The organism is Brachybacterium sp. SYSU DS0246, assembly GCF_059391765.1.
This window is the reverse complement of record NZ_JBZXYT010000028.1, coordinates 1-18077: the sequence shown is the minus strand read 5'-3', so window position 1 is coordinate 18077 and position 18077 is coordinate 1. Positions and strand designations below refer to the sequence as shown.

The 18077-nt window shown below is 68.9% G+C and carries 13 protein-coding genes; 5 read left to right on the top strand and 8 right to left on the bottom strand.

Translation table 11 applies throughout. The annotated features are described in order from the left end of the window. Positions 1-53 precede the first annotated feature (53 nt). From AC5020_RS13350 to yicI, 3 genes are all read left to right on the top strand, one after another. Positions 54-1013: a carbohydrate ABC transporter permease gene (locus AC5020_RS13350; protein WP_377018650.1), complete on the top strand. Its 960-nt coding sequence runs from the start codon at positions 54-56 to the stop codon at positions 1011-1013. 1 nt (position 1014) lies between these two features. Beyond that, entirely contained in the window at positions 1015-1950 is a 936-nt protein-coding gene (locus AC5020_RS13345) for a carbohydrate ABC transporter permease (protein WP_464988641.1), read from the top strand. Between the two features lie 103 nt (positions 1951-2053). After that, the gene (gene yicI, locus AC5020_RS13340; protein WP_464988640.1) at positions 2054-4099 is read left to right on the top strand and encodes an alpha-xylosidase; all 2046 of its coding nucleotides are present in this window, start codon (positions 2054-2056) and stop codon (positions 4097-4099) included. Between the two features lie 188 nt (positions 4100-4287). Here yicI and AC5020_RS13335 read toward each other — a convergent pair whose 3' ends face one another. The 8 genes from AC5020_RS13335 to AC5020_RS13300 form a co-directional block, all read right to left on the bottom strand. Next, a complete protein-coding gene (locus tag AC5020_RS13335) occupies positions 4288-5127 on the bottom strand; it encodes a carbohydrate ABC transporter permease (RefSeq protein WP_464988639.1) in 840 nt (279 codons plus the stop codon). Beyond that, positions 5127-6143 carry a carbohydrate ABC transporter permease gene (locus AC5020_RS13330; protein WP_464988638.1) on the bottom strand — a complete coding sequence of 339 codons (1017 nt, stop codon included), beginning with the start codon at positions 6141-6143 and terminating at the stop codon, positions 5127-5129. The genes AC5020_RS13335 and AC5020_RS13330 overlap by 1 nt, the downstream gene beginning before the upstream one ends. Next, complete coding sequence (locus AC5020_RS13325) at positions 6140-7456, bottom strand: extracellular solute-binding protein (RefSeq protein WP_377792507.1); 1317 nt, start codon at positions 7454-7456, stop codon at positions 6140-6142. Before AC5020_RS13325 ends, AC5020_RS13330 begins: the two co-directional genes overlap by 4 nt. A 514-nt stretch (positions 7457-7970) precedes the next feature. Beyond that, positions 7971-9062 (bottom strand): Gfo/Idh/MocA family protein, encoded by a 1092-nt coding sequence (locus AC5020_RS13320; protein WP_464988637.1) that lies wholly within the window; start codon positions 9060-9062, stop codon positions 7971-7973. Positions 9063-9161: 99 nt separating this feature from the next. Continuing rightward, complete coding sequence (locus AC5020_RS13315) at positions 9162-10340, bottom strand: Gfo/Idh/MocA family protein (protein WP_464988636.1); 1179 nt, start codon at positions 10338-10340, stop codon at positions 9162-9164. Positions 10341-10772: 432 nt separating this feature from the next. Further along, on the bottom strand, positions 10773-11852 hold the full coding sequence (locus AC5020_RS13310; RefSeq protein ID WP_494564441.1) for a Gfo/Idh/MocA family protein: 1080 nt from the start codon (positions 11850-11852) through the stop codon (positions 10773-10775). 56 nt (positions 11853-11908) lie between these two features. Continuing rightward, positions 11909-12658 (bottom strand): ThuA domain-containing protein, encoded by a 750-nt coding sequence (locus AC5020_RS13305; RefSeq protein ID WP_377018660.1) that lies wholly within the window; start codon positions 12656-12658, stop codon positions 11909-11911. Beyond that, positions 12655-13821: a Gfo/Idh/MocA family protein gene (locus tag AC5020_RS13300; protein ID WP_494564440.1), complete on the bottom strand. Its 1167-nt coding sequence runs from the start codon at positions 13819-13821 to the stop codon at positions 12655-12657. The genes AC5020_RS13305 and AC5020_RS13300 overlap by 4 nt, the downstream gene beginning before the upstream one ends. A gap of 366 nt (positions 13822-14187) precedes the next feature. Here AC5020_RS13300 and AC5020_RS13295 point away from each other — a divergent pair, with 366 nt between their 5' ends. Both AC5020_RS13295 and AC5020_RS13290 read left to right on the top strand, forming a co-directional pair. Beyond that, positions 14188-16566, top strand: a complete 2379-nt coding sequence (locus AC5020_RS13295; protein ID WP_464988633.1) for a beta-glucosidase family protein — start codon at positions 14188-14190, stop codon at positions 16564-16566. 437 nt (positions 16567-17003) lie between these two features. Next, positions 17004-17963, top strand: a complete 960-nt coding sequence (locus AC5020_RS13290) for an ABC transporter permease (RefSeq protein WP_464988632.1) — start codon at positions 17004-17006, stop codon at positions 17961-17963. Positions 17964-18077 lie beyond the last annotated feature (114 nt).

Here is an 18077-nt window from a genome sequence, read left to right as displayed (position 1 = left end):
ACCCCGGGGCGGGCCGCCGCGAGCGGTCCGCCCCACCCCTCTGAGGAGAGCACATGACCACGACCGATGCCGCGCCGACCGCGGTGACGCCGGCCCCGCGGCGCAGGCGGAGCAGGAACAGCCGGGCCGGGTACTGGCCCTACATGCTGCCCGGCCTGATCTCCTTCCTCGTCGTCATCCTCGTCCCCTTCGTGCTGAACATCTGGTACAGCCTGCACAGCTGGAAGGGCGGGCTCGCGCCCAAGCGCTGGAACGGGCTGGAGAACTACACCGCGCTGCTGGCCGACGAGGCCTTCTGGCTCTCCTTCCGCAACTCGATCTCGATGATCGCGGCCATGGTCGTGGTGCCGACCCTCATCGGGCTGCTGCTGGCCGCCATGCTGTTCGACTACGTCGCCAAGCACTGGAACAGCCAGACCGCCGCGTTCCTGCGCGCCACGTACTACATGCCCCAGATCCTGCCGATCTCGGTCGCCGGCATCGTGTGGAACTGGATCCTCAACAGCCAGACGGGCGCCGTGAACACGATGCTCGAAGGGCTGGGCATCGCCGACCCACCCAACTGGCTCGGCGACCCCTCGCTCGCGCTGCCCTCGGTGATGCTGGTGCTGATCTGGATCCAGATCGGGTACCCCACCGTGATCTTCATGTCCGCCCTGCAGCGCGTCGAGCCCGAGCTGTACGAGGCGGCCGAGCTCGACGGAGCGGGCTGGTTCGCCAGGTTCCGCGCCATCACCGTCCCACAGATCTCCCCGGAGACCTTCGTGATCGTGCTGACCTGCACGATCGCAGCGCTGAAGGTCTTCGCGCCGATCTACGTGCTCACGCGCGGCGGCCCGGAGAGCTCCACTCTCGTGCCCTCGTACTACTCGTACCTGAACTTCTTCGACACCTCGCGGGTCGGATACGGGGCGGCGGTCGCGACCGTGCTGACCCTGATCATCGTCGTCATCGCCGGTGGCATCCAGGTGCTGCAGAACCGCAGTGCCCGCAAAGACCAGGAGGGCCGCTGACATGGCCGCAGACATGACTGCTTCCGCCCCCGCGCCCGGGGTCGCTGCGCCCGAGGGTGCCGGAGCCCCGACCGGCCCGGCGACTCCGTCGCCGCGTCGTCGACGGGACCGCCACCACCGCGGATGGGCCCGCTGGGTGGTGCTGGCCCTCGCCCTCGCGATGGCCGTGTTCATGGTGGGCCCGTTCCTGCTGATGCTGCTGAACGCCTTCAAGTCCCCGGCGGACTACTCCGCCGGCGGGCCCCTGTCCCTGCCCCGCGGCCTCTACCTCGACGGGCTCACCGCGTTCTGGGAGCGGGTGAACTTCCCGGTCAAGCTGTGGAACTCGCTGTGGACCTCCGCCCTGGTGTCCGTCTTCGCCGTGCTGCTGTCCCTGCTGAACGCCTATGCGCTCGGCGTCGGGAAGGTCACGGGGCGCCTGTGGCTCGTCGGCCTCTTCCTGATGGCCAACATGCTGCCGCAGGAAGTGCTGATCTACCCGCTGTTCGACATGGCACGCATGGTCGGGCTGACGGACAACCCCTGGTCGATCGTCATCATCTTCACCGTCGTCCAGTCGGCGTTCGGGACCTACCTGCTCGCCTCCGTGCTCGGCACCTTCCCGCCTGCGCTGCTGGAGGCGGCGCAGCTGGACGGTGCCACTCGCTGGCAGATCCTGTGGCGGATCGTGTACCCGGTGGTGCGCCCGACCATGGCCGTGCTGATGATCTTCTTCTTCATCTGGACGTGGAACGAGTTCTTCATCCCGCTGGTCATGCTCACCAGCAACGACAACCAGACGGTGCCCATCGCGCTGTCGTCGCTGCAGGGCGACCGCATGCTCGACGTGCCGACGCTGAACGCGGGAGCCCTGCTCTCGCTGCTGCCCACCTTCATCTTCTTCCTGATCTTCCAGCGCACCCTGACCCGTGGTGTCACGGCCGGGGCCGTGAAGTGACATCACAGGACGTGACGCCGCAGGACGTGACGCCACAGGACGTGACGCCACAGGACGTGACGCCGCAGGACTCTTCCCCGACCCCGCGAAAGGAACGCTGACCATGCGCTTCACCAACGGATACTGGCTCGACCGCGAGGGCTTCACCGTCCAGCGCGGACGGCAGGTCCACGACCTCCAGGTCGATGCCGAGCAGTCAGAGGTGCGCGCCTACGCCCCGGTCCGGCCCGTGCACACCCGCGGGGACACCCTGAACAACCCGCAGCTGACCGTCACCTACCAGGCCGTCGCCGACGGCGTGATCCGGGTGCGCGTCCAGAATCATCGCGGGGTGCGCATTCCCGAGCCGCGCTTCGAGATCGCCGCGGATGCGCAGTACCGCGGCGTGATCACCGAGGGCGCCGACGGGGCCGTCTCGCTCGCCGCCGGCGACCTCGAGCTGCGGATCGCCCGGGGGGATGAGTGGAAGGCGGACTTCGTCTCGGCCGGACGCGAGCTGACCAGCTCCCTGGAACGGTCGATCGCGCACGTCATCGCGCCCGACGGGAAGCGGTACATGCACGAGCAGCTCACGCTCCGACCGGGGGAGAGCATCTACGGGCTCGGTGAACGCTTCGGCGCCTTCGTGAAGAACGGCCAGAGCGTCGACATCTGGAACGAGGACGGCGGGACCACCTCCGAGCAGGCGTACAAGAACGTGCCGCTGTACCTCAGCTCGCGCGGGTACGGCGTGTTCGTCGAGGACACCGGCGGGGTGTCCTTCGAGGTCGGCTCGGAGATGACCACCCGCGTGCAGTTCTCCGTCGAGGGCCAGTCCCTGACCTACCTGCTGATCGACGGCCCCACGCCGAAGGACGTGCTGCGCCGCTACACCGGCCTGACGGGCCGGCCGCCCCTGGTGCCGGAATGGTCGTACGGACTGTGGCTGTCGACGTCGTTCACCACCGACTACGACGAAGCCACCGTCATGTCCTTCATCGACGGCATGGAGCAGCGCGGGATCCCGCTGTCCGTCTTCCACTTCGACTGCTTCTGGATGCGCGGCTTCACCTGGAGCGACTTCATCTGGGATCCGGCCACGTTCCCGGACCCCGAGGGCATGATCCGGCGCCTGCACGAGCGCGGGCTGAAGGTCTGCGTGTGGATCAATCCCTACATCGCCCAGAAGTCCTATCTGTTCGACGAGGGCATGGAGCACGGCTACCTCGTTGGCACCACCTCCGGCGACGTGTGGCAGACCGACCTGTGGCAGGCGGGGATGGCGCTGGTGGACTTCACCAACCCCGAGGCCGTGCGCTGGTACCGCGGCAAGCTCGAGACCCTGCTGGACATGGGCGTGGACTGCTTCAAGACCGACTTCGGCGAACGCATCCCGGTGCGGGACATCTCCTGGCACGACGGGGCCGAGCCGGAGAAGATGCACAACTACTACACGCACCTGTTCAACCGCACCGTGTTCGACCTGCTCGTTCAGCGGCGCGGGGAGGGTGACGCCGTGCTGTTCGCCCGCTCCGCGACGGCCGGCGGCCAGCAGTACCCGGTCCACTGGGGTGGGGACAACGACTCCTCGCTGCCCTCGATGGGCGAGACCCTGCGCGGCGGGCTGTCGCTGGCGCTCTCCGGCTTCGGGTACTGGAGCCACGACATCGGAGGCTTCGAGGGCAACCCGGACCCGCTGGTGTTCAAGCGCTGGCTGGCCTTCGGCCTGCTCTCATCCCACTCGCGCCTGCACGGCTCCAGCTCGTACCGGGTGCCGTGGGCGTTCGACGACGAGGCCGTGGCCGTGGCGCGCCGTTTCACCCTGCTCAAGCAGCAGCTGGTGCCGTACCTCCAGGACATGGCGCGGCAGGCGCACGAGCACGGCACCCCGCTGCTGCGCCCGATGGTGCTCGAGTTCCCCGAGGACCGCACCTGCCACGCCATCGACACTCAGTACATGCTGGGCGATTCCCTGCTGGTGGCGCCGGTGTTCGACCCGCAGGGCGAGGTGGAGTTCTACCTCCCCGAGGGTCGCTGGACCTCCGTGTTCGACGGCACCGTCGAGACCGGAGGGCGCTGGCTGCGCCAGAGGCACGGCGTCATGACGCTGCCGCTGTACGTCCGCGACGGAGAAGATCTGGGGCTCGACATCGCCGCCATCGACGGCTGAGTCCCCGGCCGGTCGAGCCCAGGCCGGCCATCCCGGTCCCCGCCACGACCGTCGGCCGTGGCGGGGGCCGGGGCAGCGATGGGGAAGCCCGCGCGTTCCGCGGCACCCATGACGAGCCGGCCGCCGCATCCACGATCGGATGCAGCGGCCGGCTCGTCGTCTCCGACGGCTGGCGCCGGATAGGCCTGCTACTTGCTGAAGCCCGCGGTCAGACCGCTGATCAGCTGCCGGCGGCCGACGATGTACAGCGCCAGGATCGGCAGCGCGGAGAGGATCACGGCGGCCAGCACGGCCGGGATGTTCTGGGTGAACTCGCCCTGGTAGGCCCACAGCGACAGGGGCAGCACGCGCTGCTCCGAGCTCTGGGTGAGCACCAGGGGGAAGAGGAACCCGTTCCACACCTGCAGCGCGTCGTAGATGCCGACGGTGACGATCGCCGGCCTCGCCAGCGGGATCACCAGCGAGCGGAACATCTGCCAGTCGCTCGCCCCGTCGACCGTCATGGACTCGTACAGCTCCTTGGGGACGTCCCGCAGGAAGTTCGTCAGGATCAGCACGGTGATCGGGATGGCGAAGGCGATCGAGGGCAGGATCAGCGCCCACAGGGTGTCGTAGAGGCCCAGCTCCACGATCAGGTAGTAGATCGGGATGATCGTGGCCTGCAGGGGGATGGCGATCCCCAGCAGGAACAGTCGCTGGCTGAACCGGGCCAGCCGGCTGCGGCTGCGCACGATCACGTAGCTGGCCAGCAGCGAGGAGACCACCACGGCGACCACGGTGAGCGCCGTGACGAACACCGAGTTCGCGAAGTAGCGCAGGAAGTCGTTCTCCAGCACGTACCGATACGGCTCGAACGTGAAGTTCAGCGGCAGCGACAGCGGGTTGGACGAGTAGTAGTCCGACTGCGGCCGCACGCTGGTGACCACGATGTAGTAGATCGGGACCAGGATGACCAGCAGCCAGAGGAAGGCGAGGACGCCGCCGATGACGTTGGGGGAGCGGTGACCGCTCGTGGTCGAGATGCTCATCAGGCGCCCTCCATCTGGCTCTCCATGCGGTCGGCTCCCGAGATCCGGTTCAGGGTGAGCGACAGCAGCAGGCCCACCACCACGAGGATCACGGCGATCACGCTGGCGGGGCCCATCTGATAGGACCGGAAACCGGTCAGGTACATATCCAGCGGCAGGATCCGGGTGGCATTGCCGGGGCCGCCCTGGGTCAGGATGAACACCAGATCGAAGTAGGTCAGCGACCCCACCAGCATCAGGGTGGAGCTGGTTACGATGGTGTACTTCAGCTGCGGCAGGGTGACGTTGAAGAACTGTCGCACCCGGCCGGCCCCGTCCAGCGTCGCCGCCTCGTACATGGAGGCGGGGATCTGCCGCACACCCGCCTGGTAGAGCAGGGAGTGGAACGGGACGAAGGACCACGAGATCACCATGATCACCGTGTAGAACGCCAGGTTGGGCGAGCCCAGCCAGTCCTGGCCGAGCCAGTCGAGACCGAAGGCGCGGGAGAGCCCGAAGTTCGGGTCCAGCAGCGCCCCGAAGGTGATCCCGATGGCCGCGGCGGAGAACAGCAGCGGCAGGAAGTACAGCACGGAGAAGGCCTCTCGGTACCGCTGATGACCGGCCATGAACGTGCCCAGCAGCAGGCTCAGCGGGAACTGGACCACGTAGCTCAGCGCCGTCAGCAGGAACGTCAGCTTCATGGCGTTCAGCGTGACCGGGTCCTGGAAGACGGTGAACCAGGCGCTGAGGCCGGCGAACTGCGGCGTGCCCAGTCCGTCCCACGCGAAGAAGGACAGCACGACCACGCCCGCCAGCGGCAGCAGCGCGAAGATGCCGAAGAAGCTCAGTGCCGGCAGCAGCAGCCAGTTGCTGGGGCCGGTCCGGTAGCCCGTGCGGGCCCGGTCGCCGGTTCCGCGGGGGCTGTCGACACCGCCACGGGATCCGTCCCGGGAGCCTGCAGCGTCCTCCCGGGACGGGTCCACACCGGCCGCGCCGGCGGCGGACGGATGCGTGGGGGACTGCGCCGAGGTCATGAGTCGATGGTCGCGTTCATGTTGGCGACGAAGTCCGCGGGCTCGATCTCCCCCAGGAAGATCTGGGAGAGGTTGGTCAGCAGTTCCTGGGCGGGGGCCGGGGGCAGCGCCTGGTCCCAGGACAGCTGGAAGTGGGGAGCGTTCAGGACCATGTCGTAGGCGAAGGTCAGGAAGTCCTCGTCGTCCAGACCCTTGAGCTTCTCCTCCAGCCCGGCCACGGCGGGGATGGCGCCGATGGACAGGAAGTCATCGACCATGTCGTCGTTGAGGTTGTACTCGTTGAGGTACTGGATCGCGAGCTCCTGGGTCTCCTCGTCGGCGTCGGCCGAGACGGACCAGTAGTTGGCGGGGTTGCCGACCACGTTGGCCGGGTCGCCCTCGCCGCCCTCGACCTCGGGGAAGTTGAGGAAGCCCAGCTTGCCGTCGGCGACGAACTCGGGGGCATCCTGCTTGAAGGTGCCGTACACCCAGCTGCCCTGGAGCAGCATCGCGGCCTGCCCGGTGTGCACGAGCGCGGCATCGGCACCCGCATCGGCCGTGACCGACCCGAAGCCGGAGCCGAAGGCGCCGGCGTCGACCAGCTCGACGATGGACTCCAGGGCGGAGGTGATGGCCGGCTCGGACCAGGCCTCCGGTTCGCCTTCCAGCACCTTCTGGAAGGCGCCCTCGCCGCCGATGCGGTCGGTGAGGTACTGGATGTACATCAGCTCCGGCCACACGCTCTGCCCGGCCAGGGACAGCGGGGTGACGCCGGCGGCGGAGAAGGTGTCGATGGCGGACATCAGCTCGTCCCACGTGGTGGGCGGGGTGACGCCGTGCTGCTCGAACAGTTCGGTGTTGTAGTACAGGATCACCGGCTGGGTGTCGTTGTTGGGCACTCCGTACTGCTTGTCCTCGATCTTGCCGACATCGGCGATCGAGGGGATGGTGCGGCCCAGCACGTCATCCACCTTGCCGGTGAGGTCGACGACGGACTCGTTGTCGACGTAGTCGGCCAGGGTGCCGCCGGCCCAGTTGAACACCAGGGTGGGGGCGTTGCCGGAGCCGATCGCGGTGCGGATCTTCTCCTTGTAGGCATCGTTGGCGAAGAACTGCACGGCGAACTCGTTGTCGGGGTTCGCTTCGTTCCAGGCGTCGAAGGAGGCCTGGTAGGTGTCCTGCTTGGCGCCTGTGAGGGCCCAGACGGACAGGCTCGACGGGGAACCGGCCCCTCCCGACGGCTGGGCGCCGCCGCCGCAGGCGCTGAGGGTGACGAGAGCAGGGACGGAGATCCCGAGGCCGGCGAGAGTCGCGCGGCGGGTGACAGGCTTCATTGCTGTACTCCAGTTCGCAGGTCCGGCAACAGTGCCGAAAGCTTTCGGAAAGTGCGAGTGCAGTGTCAAGGTAGCCCGCGCGATCCAGAGCGGTCAAGCCCAGGTCATGGTCCGATGCCCGTTCGAAACTCTCCTCGCGACAAGAACTGCCCGGACCAGCACACATGGAGTTGGAGGGCGCTGGTCGGCTCCTCATCGTGGCCTCGCGCGAGCGCGTGGAGGGGGAGTGTGTGAGGGGCGTCTTCCGGGGCATGCAGCGCCCGGCCGGGGTGCAGCGTCCAGCCGGTGTGCAGCGCCCCGCGCGGCATACAGCGCCCGGCCGGTGTGCAGCGTGGAGTGTGGCACGAAGGTGTAGCTGAGCGGACCGAGACCCCTCTCAGAGCAGGGCAGATGCCACACAGCTACAGGTTCGTGCCATCGTCCCCTCCGCTCGCAGGCCCCGCCCGCCCCGCCCGGGGACAGACGAGAGCCCGGCGACCACGAGGTCACCGGGCTCTCGGGGAGCAGGGCAGGGTCAGGCGGTGGGTGCCGAGGCCAGCACTCGCGCCTGGTTCTGGGCCTTCACGGCGAGTTCGACCGCCTTGAAGGCGTGGTCCTGGGTCATGGCGTTGTCCGTACGGTTGAGCACGTCGAGGATGAGCTCGCCGAAGTAGGGGAAGCCCACCTGGCCGTTCGCCTCGATGCGGTGCTCGCCCTTGCCGTCGACGAGGATGACCTGGCCGCCACCGTTGTCGGTGGTGACGTCGAGGTACTTGCGCAGCTCGATGTAGCCCTCGGTGCCCAGGATGAACGTCCGGCCGTCGCCCCAGGTGCGCAGCCCGTCGGGCGTGAACCAGTCCACGCGCACGTACCCGGAGGCGCCGCTGGACAGGGCGATGTGGGCGTCGCCGAAGTCGTCGAGCTCGGGGTGGTCGGGGTGACCGAAGTTGCCGATCGAGCTGGAGAGGATCTCGGCGTCGTCGGAGCCGGTGAAGGTGAGCATCTGCTCGAAGTTGTGGCTGCCGATGTCGGTGAGGATGCCGCCGTAGCGGGCGCGCTCGAAGAACCAGTCGGGCCGGGAGGCGGGGTCACCGAGACGGTGCGGGCCCATGCCCATCACCTGGATGACGTCGCCGATGGCGCCGCGCTCGATGTACTGGCCGGCGAGCACGGCGGCCTCGACGTGGATCCGCTCGGAGTAGTAGACCGCGTACTTCTTCCCGGTGCGCTGGGTGGCCTCGCGGGCCTTCGTGAGCTGGTCGAGCGTGGTCAGCGGGGCCTTGTCGGTGAAGTAGTCCTTCCCCGCCTCCATCACGCGGATGCCCAGGGCCGCGCGGTCGGAGGTGACCGCGGCGGCCGCGACCAGGTGGACCTCCTCGTCGGCGAGGACCTCTTCCTCGCTCTCGGCGATCCTCACCTGCGGGAACTTCTCCTGGAACGCCTGGGCGCGCTCGGGCTGGGGATCGTAGACCCACTTCAGGGTGCCCCCGGCCCCGAGCAGGCCCTGGGTCATTCCGCCGATGTGGCCGTGGTCGAGGTGCATCGCGGCGAAGACGAACTCGCCGGGCACGACGACCGGGCTGGGCATCTCGGCGGGGGCGTAGTCGGCTCCTTCGGAGGCGGCCATGGGAGGGGTCCTTTCGACGAACGGTCGGGGTGGCCCGGGTGATCCGGGACGGGGAGTCGGACGGGGAGGGGCGCGGGCAGGCTCAGGTCGCGGGCGGGCTCAGGACGCGGCCGCGGCACCGGCCGGGTCCGTCCCGCCGACGGTGATGCCGCCGTCCTGGGAGGCGACCGAGGCGGTCTTCTCGAAGAAGTGCGGTGCCCTGGCCTCCAGGGTGCCGGCGCGGTAGTAGGGGTCATCGGCCGGGATCGGCAGGTCGATGGTGCGGCGCTCGATGGCCGCCGCGTAGATCGCCGTGACCAGTTCCAGGGCCCGTCGGCCGTCCTCGCCGGTGATCAGCGGGTCCCGGCCCTCCCTGATCGCGGCGATGACGTCGCGCAGTTGGCCGGCGTGGCCGGTGTGCTCCAGTTTCGGCAGCGCCGCGTTGAAGGATTCGAGGTCGGCGACCAGCGAGCTGTTGCCCTCGGGGGTCGGGAACCCGTTGGGCTGAGGGGTCTCGGCGACCACGGCCCAGGGCTGGGAGACACGGGCGTGCTCGCCCTGGACCACGATCTCCTGCTGCTGGCCGTGGTGGACGACAGAGCTGGTCAGCTCCGCCAGGCCGCGCTCGTACTTCAGGATCGCCACCCCGAGATCCTCGACCTCGGCGTTGTGGTGCTGAGCGTTGGTCATCATCGCCGCGACCGCCTGCGGCCGGCCCAGCAGCCACAGAGCGATGTCGATGTGGTGGATGGCGTGGTTCAGCGTGCAGCCGCCGCCCTCGGAGGCCCAGGTGCCGCGCCACCACAGGTCGTAGTAGGAGAGTCCGCGCCACCATTCCGAGGCGATGCGGGTGTGGGAGATCGAGCCGAGCTTGCCCGAATCCAGGACGGCCTTGAGCCCCATCATCTCGTCACGGAATCGGTTCTGCGCGATCACCGAGAGGATCTTCCCGCTGCGTCGCTGCGCCTCGATCATGGCGTCGCAGTCCTCGAGCGAGGGGGCCATCGGCTTCTCGACGATCACGTTGATGCCGGCCTCCAGCGCCTTGACCGCGACCGGGCGGTGGGCCGACGGGGGAGTGGTGACGCTGACCAGGTCGAGATCCTCGGCCTCGAACATCGCGTCGGTGTCCGCGTACGAGCGGGCCTCCGTCAGGCCGAACGCCTCACGCTTGGCGTCGGCCCGCTCGAGCGTCAGGTCGGCCAGGGCGACGATGCGCACCTCGTCGGACGCCTCCAGGTAGGCACCGAGATGGGCGTCGGAGATGTTGCCGGTACCGATGACAGCGACGTTGAGCATGAGGCGGAGAGCCTTTCCGGCGGTGGGGCGGGCGAACGGTGAGCGATGGAGAGTGGGGGATTGGCGGGGGATCAGTGAGGGTGAGAGGTGGCTCGGAGGCTGGGCCGGGCCCGTACGACGTGCCCTGCCAGCAGCGCCGTGCTGCGGCATCGGGCGGGTCGCGCCATCGCAGCGCCGCACCTGGCTCCGGTAAGCCATTTCCAGAAGTGTCCTGCATCACCACGGCCGTAGCAGTCGCGTGCAGGATGTTGCCACGGCATGCGGTGTGTCGTGCTAGCCCGAGCGGTGCAGCCTCGAACGGTCCAGCCCGAACGGGCCGCCGAGCGTCCCCGCTCGGACGGCACCGCTCGGACGGCACCGCTCGGACGGCACGGCTCGGACGGCACGGCTCGGACGGCACGGCTCGGACGGCACGGCTCGGACGGCACGAGCTCAGACGGGAGTCTGCAGATCCTGGAGGCCGACCGCGTCGGGACGCTCGCACGTGCTGGTGATCTCGACCCTGCGCCCGCTGGTCGAAGACTCCAGCACGGCGTTCATGACCTCGAGGACGTGCTGGCCCAGCTCTCCGCTCGCGCGCAGGGCTGCTCCGCGCTCGGCCATGTCGGCCAGTCCGATGCCGCGGGAGGCGCCGACGTATCCGGCCGACTCCGGCAGCGTCTCCCAGCCGTCCCCGCCGAGCGGGTGCACGGAGACCTCGCCCTCGAAGCGGTTGGGATCGGGCACGGCGAGGCTGCCTCCGGTGCCGTGGATCTCGATCGGGCGGGACGCGGTCGCGACCGCGTCGAAGCTCATCACCAGCGTGGACAGCGCGCCGGATGCGTGGACGAGCACACCGGTGACATGGGTGTCGGTGGTGACCGGGATGCTCTCGCCCTGGCGGGGGCCGGAGCCGATCGTGCGCTCCGGGCGCAGCCGGCTGCTCGCCCCGATCACCGCGTCGATCGGTCCCAGCAGCGTGACCAGGGCGTGGATGTAGTACGGCCCCATGTCCAGCAGCGGGCCGCCGCCGGGGACGTAGTAGAAGTCCGGTTGCGGATGCCAGCGCTCATGGCCCGGGGTGAGCATGGTCGCCGTCGCGGCGATCGGGGTGCCGATGAGGCCGTCGTCGATCGCGGCGCGGGCGGTCTGGGTGCCGGTGCCCAGCACCGTGTCCGGCGCGCTGCCGACGACGACCCCGGCCTCGCGGGCGGCCTCGAGGACCGCCCGCCCCTCCTCGGTGGTGACCGCGAACGGCTTCTCGGAGTAGACGTTCTTGCCGGCGGCGATCACGCGCAGGTCGACGTCGGCGTGCGCGGCGGGGATCGTCAGGTTCAGGACCGTGTCGACATCGGGATCGGCGATCAGCTCGTCGACTCCCAGCGCCCGCACCCCCTCCCGGCCCTCCGCCGCGGCCTGCGCGCGCTCGGGGTCGAGGTCGGCGACGGCGACCAGTTCGACCCCCGGCAGGGCGTCGAAGGTGGCCAGGTACTGCCGGGAGATCACGCCGCAGCCGATCATGCCGATCCGCATCGGCTCCCGGTCGCCGCCGACCGCCCCGGCCGGAGCCGAAGCGGTCTTCTGATCGTTCAGCGTGCTGCCCACAGCAGGCCCCTCTCGACGATGGTGCGCACGTTCGGATCCTCGAGCACCTCGACCCGGTGACCGGGCGTGGAGACGAAGATGCGCCCCTGGCCCCACTGCCGTGTCCAGATCGCCGGGGAGGTCACCGGGCGGTGCCACGGATCCCATTCGCGCACCTTCTGCGTGGTGGTGGCGAGCACGTCGATGTAGTCGTCCGAGAGCACCCAGTACTGCTCGGTGACCAGGTCGAAGTCCTCGATGCCCCGGGTGATGGGATGCTCGGCGGCCTCGGGCAGCATGTTCACGGTGTAGGGCACGTAGTTGTCGGACTGCTCGCCGGTGCGCTCGTCGGGATGCTTGCCCGGATGGCAGCCGAACTGGCCGCCGATCAGCGTGAGGTAGTCGGAGTTGCTGCGGTAGCTGTCGGCGATGCCGCCGTGCCAGCCGGCCAGCCCGGTGCCGGCCTCGACGGCCGCGCGCAGGCCCTCGAACTCCTCCTTCTCGATGGTGGACATCGTGTTGCACTGGAGGATCAGATCCACCGTGGCCATGTACTCCGCGTCGGCATAGACGGCCGGGGAGCCCTCGATGCGGACGTCGAAGCCGTTCTCCCGCAGGAAAGGGATGAACAGGTCGGTGGTCTCGACGGGCTGGTGGCCGTCCCAGCCGCCGCGGACGACGAGCGCCCTGCGGGCGCCGGGATCCTGGCCTTCGTCGACGAAGATGCTGGTCGAGGAGGTGGGGTGGTCGGTCATCGGGTGTTCTCCTGAGTGTCGATCCGCTGCCAGCTGCTGCCGTGGTCCGAGCTGGACTCGACGGCCGCGAGGACGCGCTGGACCTGCAGCGCCTCCTCGAAGGACGGGGAGGGCTCGGTGCCCTCGCCGATCGCGCGCACGAGGTCCGCGATCTCGTGGGTGAAGGTGTGCTCGTAGCCGAGGCCGTGCCCGGTGGGCCACCAGGCCTCGGCGTAGGGGTGCTCGGGCTCGGTGGTGAGGATGCGGGTGAAGCCCTGCCGCCCCTCCGGTGCGGTGGCGTCGTAGAACTGCAGCTCGTTCATCCGCTCGAAGTCGAAGGACAGGGAGCCCTTCGAGCCGTTGATCTCCAGGCGCATCGCGTTCTTGCGGCCCTGCGCCATCCGGGTGGCTTCGAAGGAGCCCAGCGTGCCGTTCGCGAAGCGGGCGGTGAACAGTGCGACGTCGTCGACCGTGACCTGCTGGCGCTCGCCGGAGGTGTCGCCGCGGCCGCCGAGTCCCTCCGCGGTCCCTGCCGCGGGCCGGGTCGGAACCATCGTCTCCAGCGTGCCGGAGACCTCCGCGATGTGCTGGCCGGAGACCCATTGGGCGAGATCGATGACGTGGGCGCCGATGTCGCCGAGGGCCCCGGATCCCGCCTTGTCCTTGTCCAGGCGCCATGTCATGGGGGCGTCGGCGTCGGAGAGCCAGTCCTGGAGGTAGTTGGCCCGGATCTGGCGGATCTCGCCGACCGCGCCGTCCGCCACCAGGCGGCGGGCGTAGGCGAGCGCGGGGGTGCGGCGGTAGCTGAACCCGCACATCGTCAGTGATCCGGCCTCGCGCGCCTGCTGCGCGGCCCGGGCCATCTGCTCGGATTCCTTCACCGAGTTGGCCAGCGGCTTCTCGCACAGCACGTGCTTGCCCGCGGCCAGCGCCGCCGTGGCGATCTCGAGGTGGGTATCGCCCGGCGTGCAGATGTCGATCAGATCGATCTGGGGATCCTCGACCAGGTCCTGCCAGCGTGTGGTGGCGGACGCGAAGCCGTAGCGCTCGGCGGCCGCGCGCACGGAGCTGTCCGTGCGGCCCGCGATGGAGTGCAGAACCGGCGTCAGCGGCAGGTCGAAGAAGCGATGCGCGGTGCGCCAGGCATGGGAATGGGCGGCCCCCATGAAGCCGTAGCCGACCATGCCGACGTGCAGTGGTCGGATATCTTGATGCGGCGATGTCACGGGCTGTCTCACGGCTCCTCGGGAAAAGTTTCGGGACGACGGGCGGGCGCTGCTCCCGACGCGGCGGTCGATCCCCACCGGCACGGCGTCCATGCCGAAAAAGTCCGTTGGCCAGTGATGACGCGGGAGGCCGTGGAGCGCCGGGGCCGGGGAGCGTCCGTCGGGAACCGCTTGCACCCTATCGCGCCGCCGGTGTTGACCGGCAAGCGGACGCTCATCTAGTCTCGGCACCACCGAAAGTGGCCGAAAACTTGCTAAACGAGACCGAACCCCGAGTGGCCGACGCCGATGCGTGCCCTCGTCGGCAGTGCGAAGGAGCACCCCATGACCGTTCCCGCGTGGACAGACCCCTCGGTGGGCACCGAGCAGCGCGTCGAGGCGCTGCTGGCCGACCTCACCCTGGAGGAGAAGGTCGCTCAGCTGGGCAGCTACTGGAAGCGGCCGGAGATCGGTGACGCGGAGGGCTTCGCCCCCATGCAGTCCACCTTCGACGAGGGCCGCGATCCCTTCGAGGAGGCGGCGCGCAACGGTCTCGGGCACATCACCCGTCCCTTCGGCAGCGCCCCGATGACTGCGCAGGAAGGTGTCGAGAACCTGCGCCGCATGCAGGCCACCGTCACCGAGAACTCCCCGCACGGGATCCCGGCGATCGCGCACGAGGAATGCCTGACCGGGCTGATGGCGCACGAGGCCACCACCTATCCCGCCGCCATCGCCTGGGGTGCGAGCTTCGACCCGGAGCTGATCGGCGAGATGTCCCGTCGCATCGGCGCGGACATGCGGGCACTGGGAACCCATGTCGGCCTCGCGCCCGTCCTCGACATCGTGCGCGACTACCGCTGGGGCCGCATCGAGGAGACCATGGGGGAGGACCCGTACCTCACCGGTATGCTGGCCACCGAGTACGTGAGGGGTCTGCAGGATTCCGGCGTGATCGCCACGCTGAAGCACTTCGCCGGCCATGCCGCCTCGCGCGCCGGCCGCAACCACGCCCCGGTCTCCATCGGCCGTCGCGAGTTCCACGAGATCGACCTGGTCCCCTTCGAGATGGCCGTGCGCCGGGGAGAGGTCGGCGCGGTGATGAACTCCTACGCCGACGTCGACGGCATCGCCCCCGCGGCCAGCCACTGGCTGATGACCGAGCTGCTGCGCGAGACGTGGGGCTTCGAGGGCACCGTGGTCTCCGACTACTGGGCCGTGAACTTCCTGCAGTCCATGCACCGGGTCGTGGAGACCACGCGCGAGGCCGCCGTGACCACGCTCCGCGCCGGTATGGACGTCGAGCTGCCCGAGACCAACACGTTCCCGCTGCTGCTGGAGGCCATCGAGGATGGGGACCTCGACGTCGAGGTGCTGGACACCGCGGTGCGGCGGGTGCTGCGCCAGAAGGTGGAGCTGGGTCTGCTGGATCCGGGCTTCGACCCCGCCACGACCGGCGAGGCCATCGACCTGGACCCGGCCGAGAACCGCGAGGTCGCGCGCCGGCTGGCCGAGGAATCCATCGTCCTGCTGCGCAACGACGCCGCGACCCTGCCGCTGGCGGCCCCGGGCCGGATCGCCCTGATCGGCCCCAGCGCCGTCGAGCCGCGCAGCTTCCTGGGCTGCTACAGCTTCACCAACCACGTCCTCTCGCGCCTGGAGGACAACGGCACCGCCGTCCCCGTTCCGTCGCTCGCCGAGGCGATGACCGCCGAGTTCCCCGGCTCCACGGTCACCACCGTCGCGGGCACGGACTTCACCGGTACGGGAACCGCCGGGATCGCCGAGGCCGTCACGGCGGCCGAGGCCGCCGACGTCGCGGTCCTCGCCGTCGGCGACATCGCCGGACTCTTCGGTGCCGGCACCTCGGGCGAGGGCTGCGACGTCGCGGACCTCCAGCTGCCCGGCGCCCAGCACGAGCTGGTCGAGGCCGTCCTGGCCACCGGCACCCCGGTGGTGCTGGTGATGGTCACCGGTCGTCCCTACGCGCTCGGCGCCTACGTCGACCGCTGCGCCGCCATCGTGCAGGCATTCATGCCCGGCGAGGAGGGCGGCAGCGCGATCGCGGGCGTCCTCTCCGGTCGCGTGAACCCCTCGGGCCGCCTGCCCATCGGCATCCCCGGCGGCATGGGCGGCCAGCCCGGCACCTATCTGGCCCCGGTGCTGGCGTGGGTCAGCGAGGGCATCTCCAACATCGATCCCAAGCCGCTGTTCCCCTTCGGCCACGGTCTCGGCTACTCCCGCTTCGAGTACTCGGACCTGGAGGTCTCGGCCACCGAGGTCGCGCCCGACGGCGCCGTCGAGGTCTCGGCAGTGGTGACCAACGTGGGCGAGCGCGAGGGCAAGGAGGTCGTCCAGCTCTACCTCTGCGACCCCGTCGCCTCGGTGGTGCGCCCCCTGAAGCGGCTCATCGGCTTCACCAAGGTCGCTCTCGCCCCGGGGGAGAGCGCCCGGGTCACCTTCGATCTGCACATGGACCGCGCCGCCTTCCTCGGGGAGGACTACCGGCGCATCGTCGAGCCCGGCGAGCTTCGGGTGCGCGTGGGCGCCTCGAGCGAGGACACCGCGCACGAGGCCTCTTTCCGGGTCGTCGGCGAGGTGCGCGAGGTCGGCGACGGCGACCGGGTGCTCGTCACGCCGTCGACGGTCGTGCCGGTGAGCAGGAGCTCCGAGTCGCAGGGCGCCCTCGCCGGTGCCACCGCGTTCCTGCCCGGTCAGCACTGACCTCACGGGGCGACCCGAGGACCGTGAGGACCATGAGGGCCCCGGTCAGACCGCGGTCCGAAAACTTTCGTTACGTGATGGGTATCCGACGGCGTGCGCGCAGAAGGATTCCCGCTAGCGGACCCTGACGGTGCACAGCCCTCTCGCTGCCGCCCTGCAGTGCTGTGGCCTGCCGGAATGATGTCCGCCGTCCACAGCGCTCAGAACGTATCGGGCGGTCGCCGCAGCGACTGGCAGGGGAGAGCGCTTCCCTTGACGGTGAGAAACGGCGCCCTATAGACTGAAAACACACCGATACTCCGGATGAATCTTTTCGGCGGTGATCACGACGTAGTGATGAGAAGAGGTGAAGTATCGATGTCGATGCAGCCGGTACACGACGTATGACCGTTCAGCAGGGATCACCCGCACCGGATGGCACACAGGGTGTCGACGGCGTGCCCGCACGACCGGCGACAGCGGCCCCTCCCTCGAGCGGGAGACCCGGACCCAAGAAGAACACCTGGCGGCGCGTGCTGCGCAAGGACTGGCGGCTGTACACGTTCCTGGTCCTGCCGCTGGCGTATCTGCTGGTGTTCCGGTATCTGCCGATGGCGGGGAATATCATTGCCTTCCGTCGGTTCCGCCCCGGTGGGAACATCTTCGGCGACGAATGGGTGGGCCTGCACTACATCAAGATGTTCATCTCGGACGCGAAGTTCTGGGACGTCTTCCAGAACACCGTGATCCTGGGGCTGCTGACGCTGCTGATCTGCTTCCCGATGCCGATCATCCTGGCGCTGCTTCTCAACGAGATCCGCGTGCGGTGGTTCAAGCGTCTCGTGCAGACCGTCTCCTACCTGCCGCACTTCATGTCGATCGTCATCGTGGCCGGCATGGTGTTCCAGATCTTCTCGGTCCAGGGAACGGTCAACCAGCTGATCACCCTGGTGGGGGCCGACAGAATCAACTTCATGCAGAACGCGGACTGGTTCCGCACCATCTACGTCAGCTCGGAGCTGTGGCAGACGGTCGGCTGGGGAACCATCCTCTACCTCGCCGCACTGACCACGATCGATGACCAGCTGTACGAAGCCGCCCGCATCGACGGTGCCAACCGCTGGCAGCAGACCTGGCACATCACTCTGGTGGGCATCCGGCCGACGATGATCACGCTGCTCATCCTCAACATCGGCACGTTCATGGCGGTCGGTTTCGAGAAGGTCCTGCTGCTGTACAACCCGCTGACCTATCCGACGGCTGACGTCATCGCGACGTACCTCTATCGAATCGGTATCGAGTCCAGCAACTTCAGCTACGCGACGGCGATCGGCCTGTTCGAGTCGATCATCGGGCTCACGCTCGTGCTGTCCGCCAACGCCATCTCGAAGAGAACAGTGGGGACGAGCCTGTGGTGACCGTGACTTCTACCCCGACACCCGCCGACGGCTCCGGGCCAGCAGCGGCGGCGCGCCCGCGCCCGCACCTCATCAAAGCAAAAATGGGGTTTCTTGCCCTTAAACTGTTTAAAA

Bases quoted from the DNA above. Each gene is read 5' to 3' on its own strand.
- AC5020_RS13350 (WP_377018650.1), top strand. From the start codon at position 54: ATGACCACGACCGATGCCGCGCCGACCGCGGTGACGCCGGCCCCGCGG.
- AC5020_RS13345 (WP_464988641.1), top strand. From the start codon at position 1,015: ATGGCCGCAGACATGACTGCTTCCGCCCCCGCGCCCGGGGTCGCTGCG.
- yicI (WP_464988640.1), top strand. From the start codon at position 2,054: ATGCGCTTCACCAACGGATACTGGCTCGACCGCGAGGGCTTCACCGTC.
- AC5020_RS13335 (WP_464988639.1), bottom strand. From the start codon at position 5,127: ATGAGCATCTCGACCACGAGCGGTCACCGCTCCCCCAACGTCATCGGC.
- AC5020_RS13330 (WP_464988638.1), bottom strand. From the start codon at position 6,143: ATGACCTCGGCGCAGTCCCCCACGCATCCGTCCGCCGCCGGCGCGGCC.
- AC5020_RS13325 (WP_377792507.1), bottom strand. From the start codon at position 7,456: ATGAAGCCTGTCACCCGCCGCGCGACTCTCGCCGGCCTCGGGATCTCC.
- AC5020_RS13320 (WP_464988637.1), bottom strand. From the start codon at position 9,062: ATGGCCGCCTCCGAAGGAGCCGACTACGCCCCCGCCGAGATGCCCAGC.
- AC5020_RS13315 (WP_464988636.1), bottom strand. From the start codon at position 10,340: ATGCTCAACGTCGCTGTCATCGGTACCGGCAACATCTCCGACGCCCAT.
- AC5020_RS13310 (WP_494564441.1), bottom strand. From the start codon at position 11,852: ATGCGGATCGGCATGATCGGCTGCGGCGTGATCTCCCGGCAGTACCTG.
- AC5020_RS13305 (WP_377018660.1), bottom strand. From the start codon at position 12,658: ATGACCGACCACCCCACCTCCTCGACCAGCATCTTCGTCGACGAAGGC.
- AC5020_RS13300 (WP_494564440.1), bottom strand. From the start codon at position 13,821: ATGGTCGGCTACGGCTTCATGGGGGCCGCCCATTCCCATGCCTGGCGC.
- AC5020_RS13295 (WP_464988633.1), top strand. From the start codon at position 14,188: ATGACCGTTCCCGCGTGGACAGACCCCTCGGTGGGCACCGAGCAGCGC.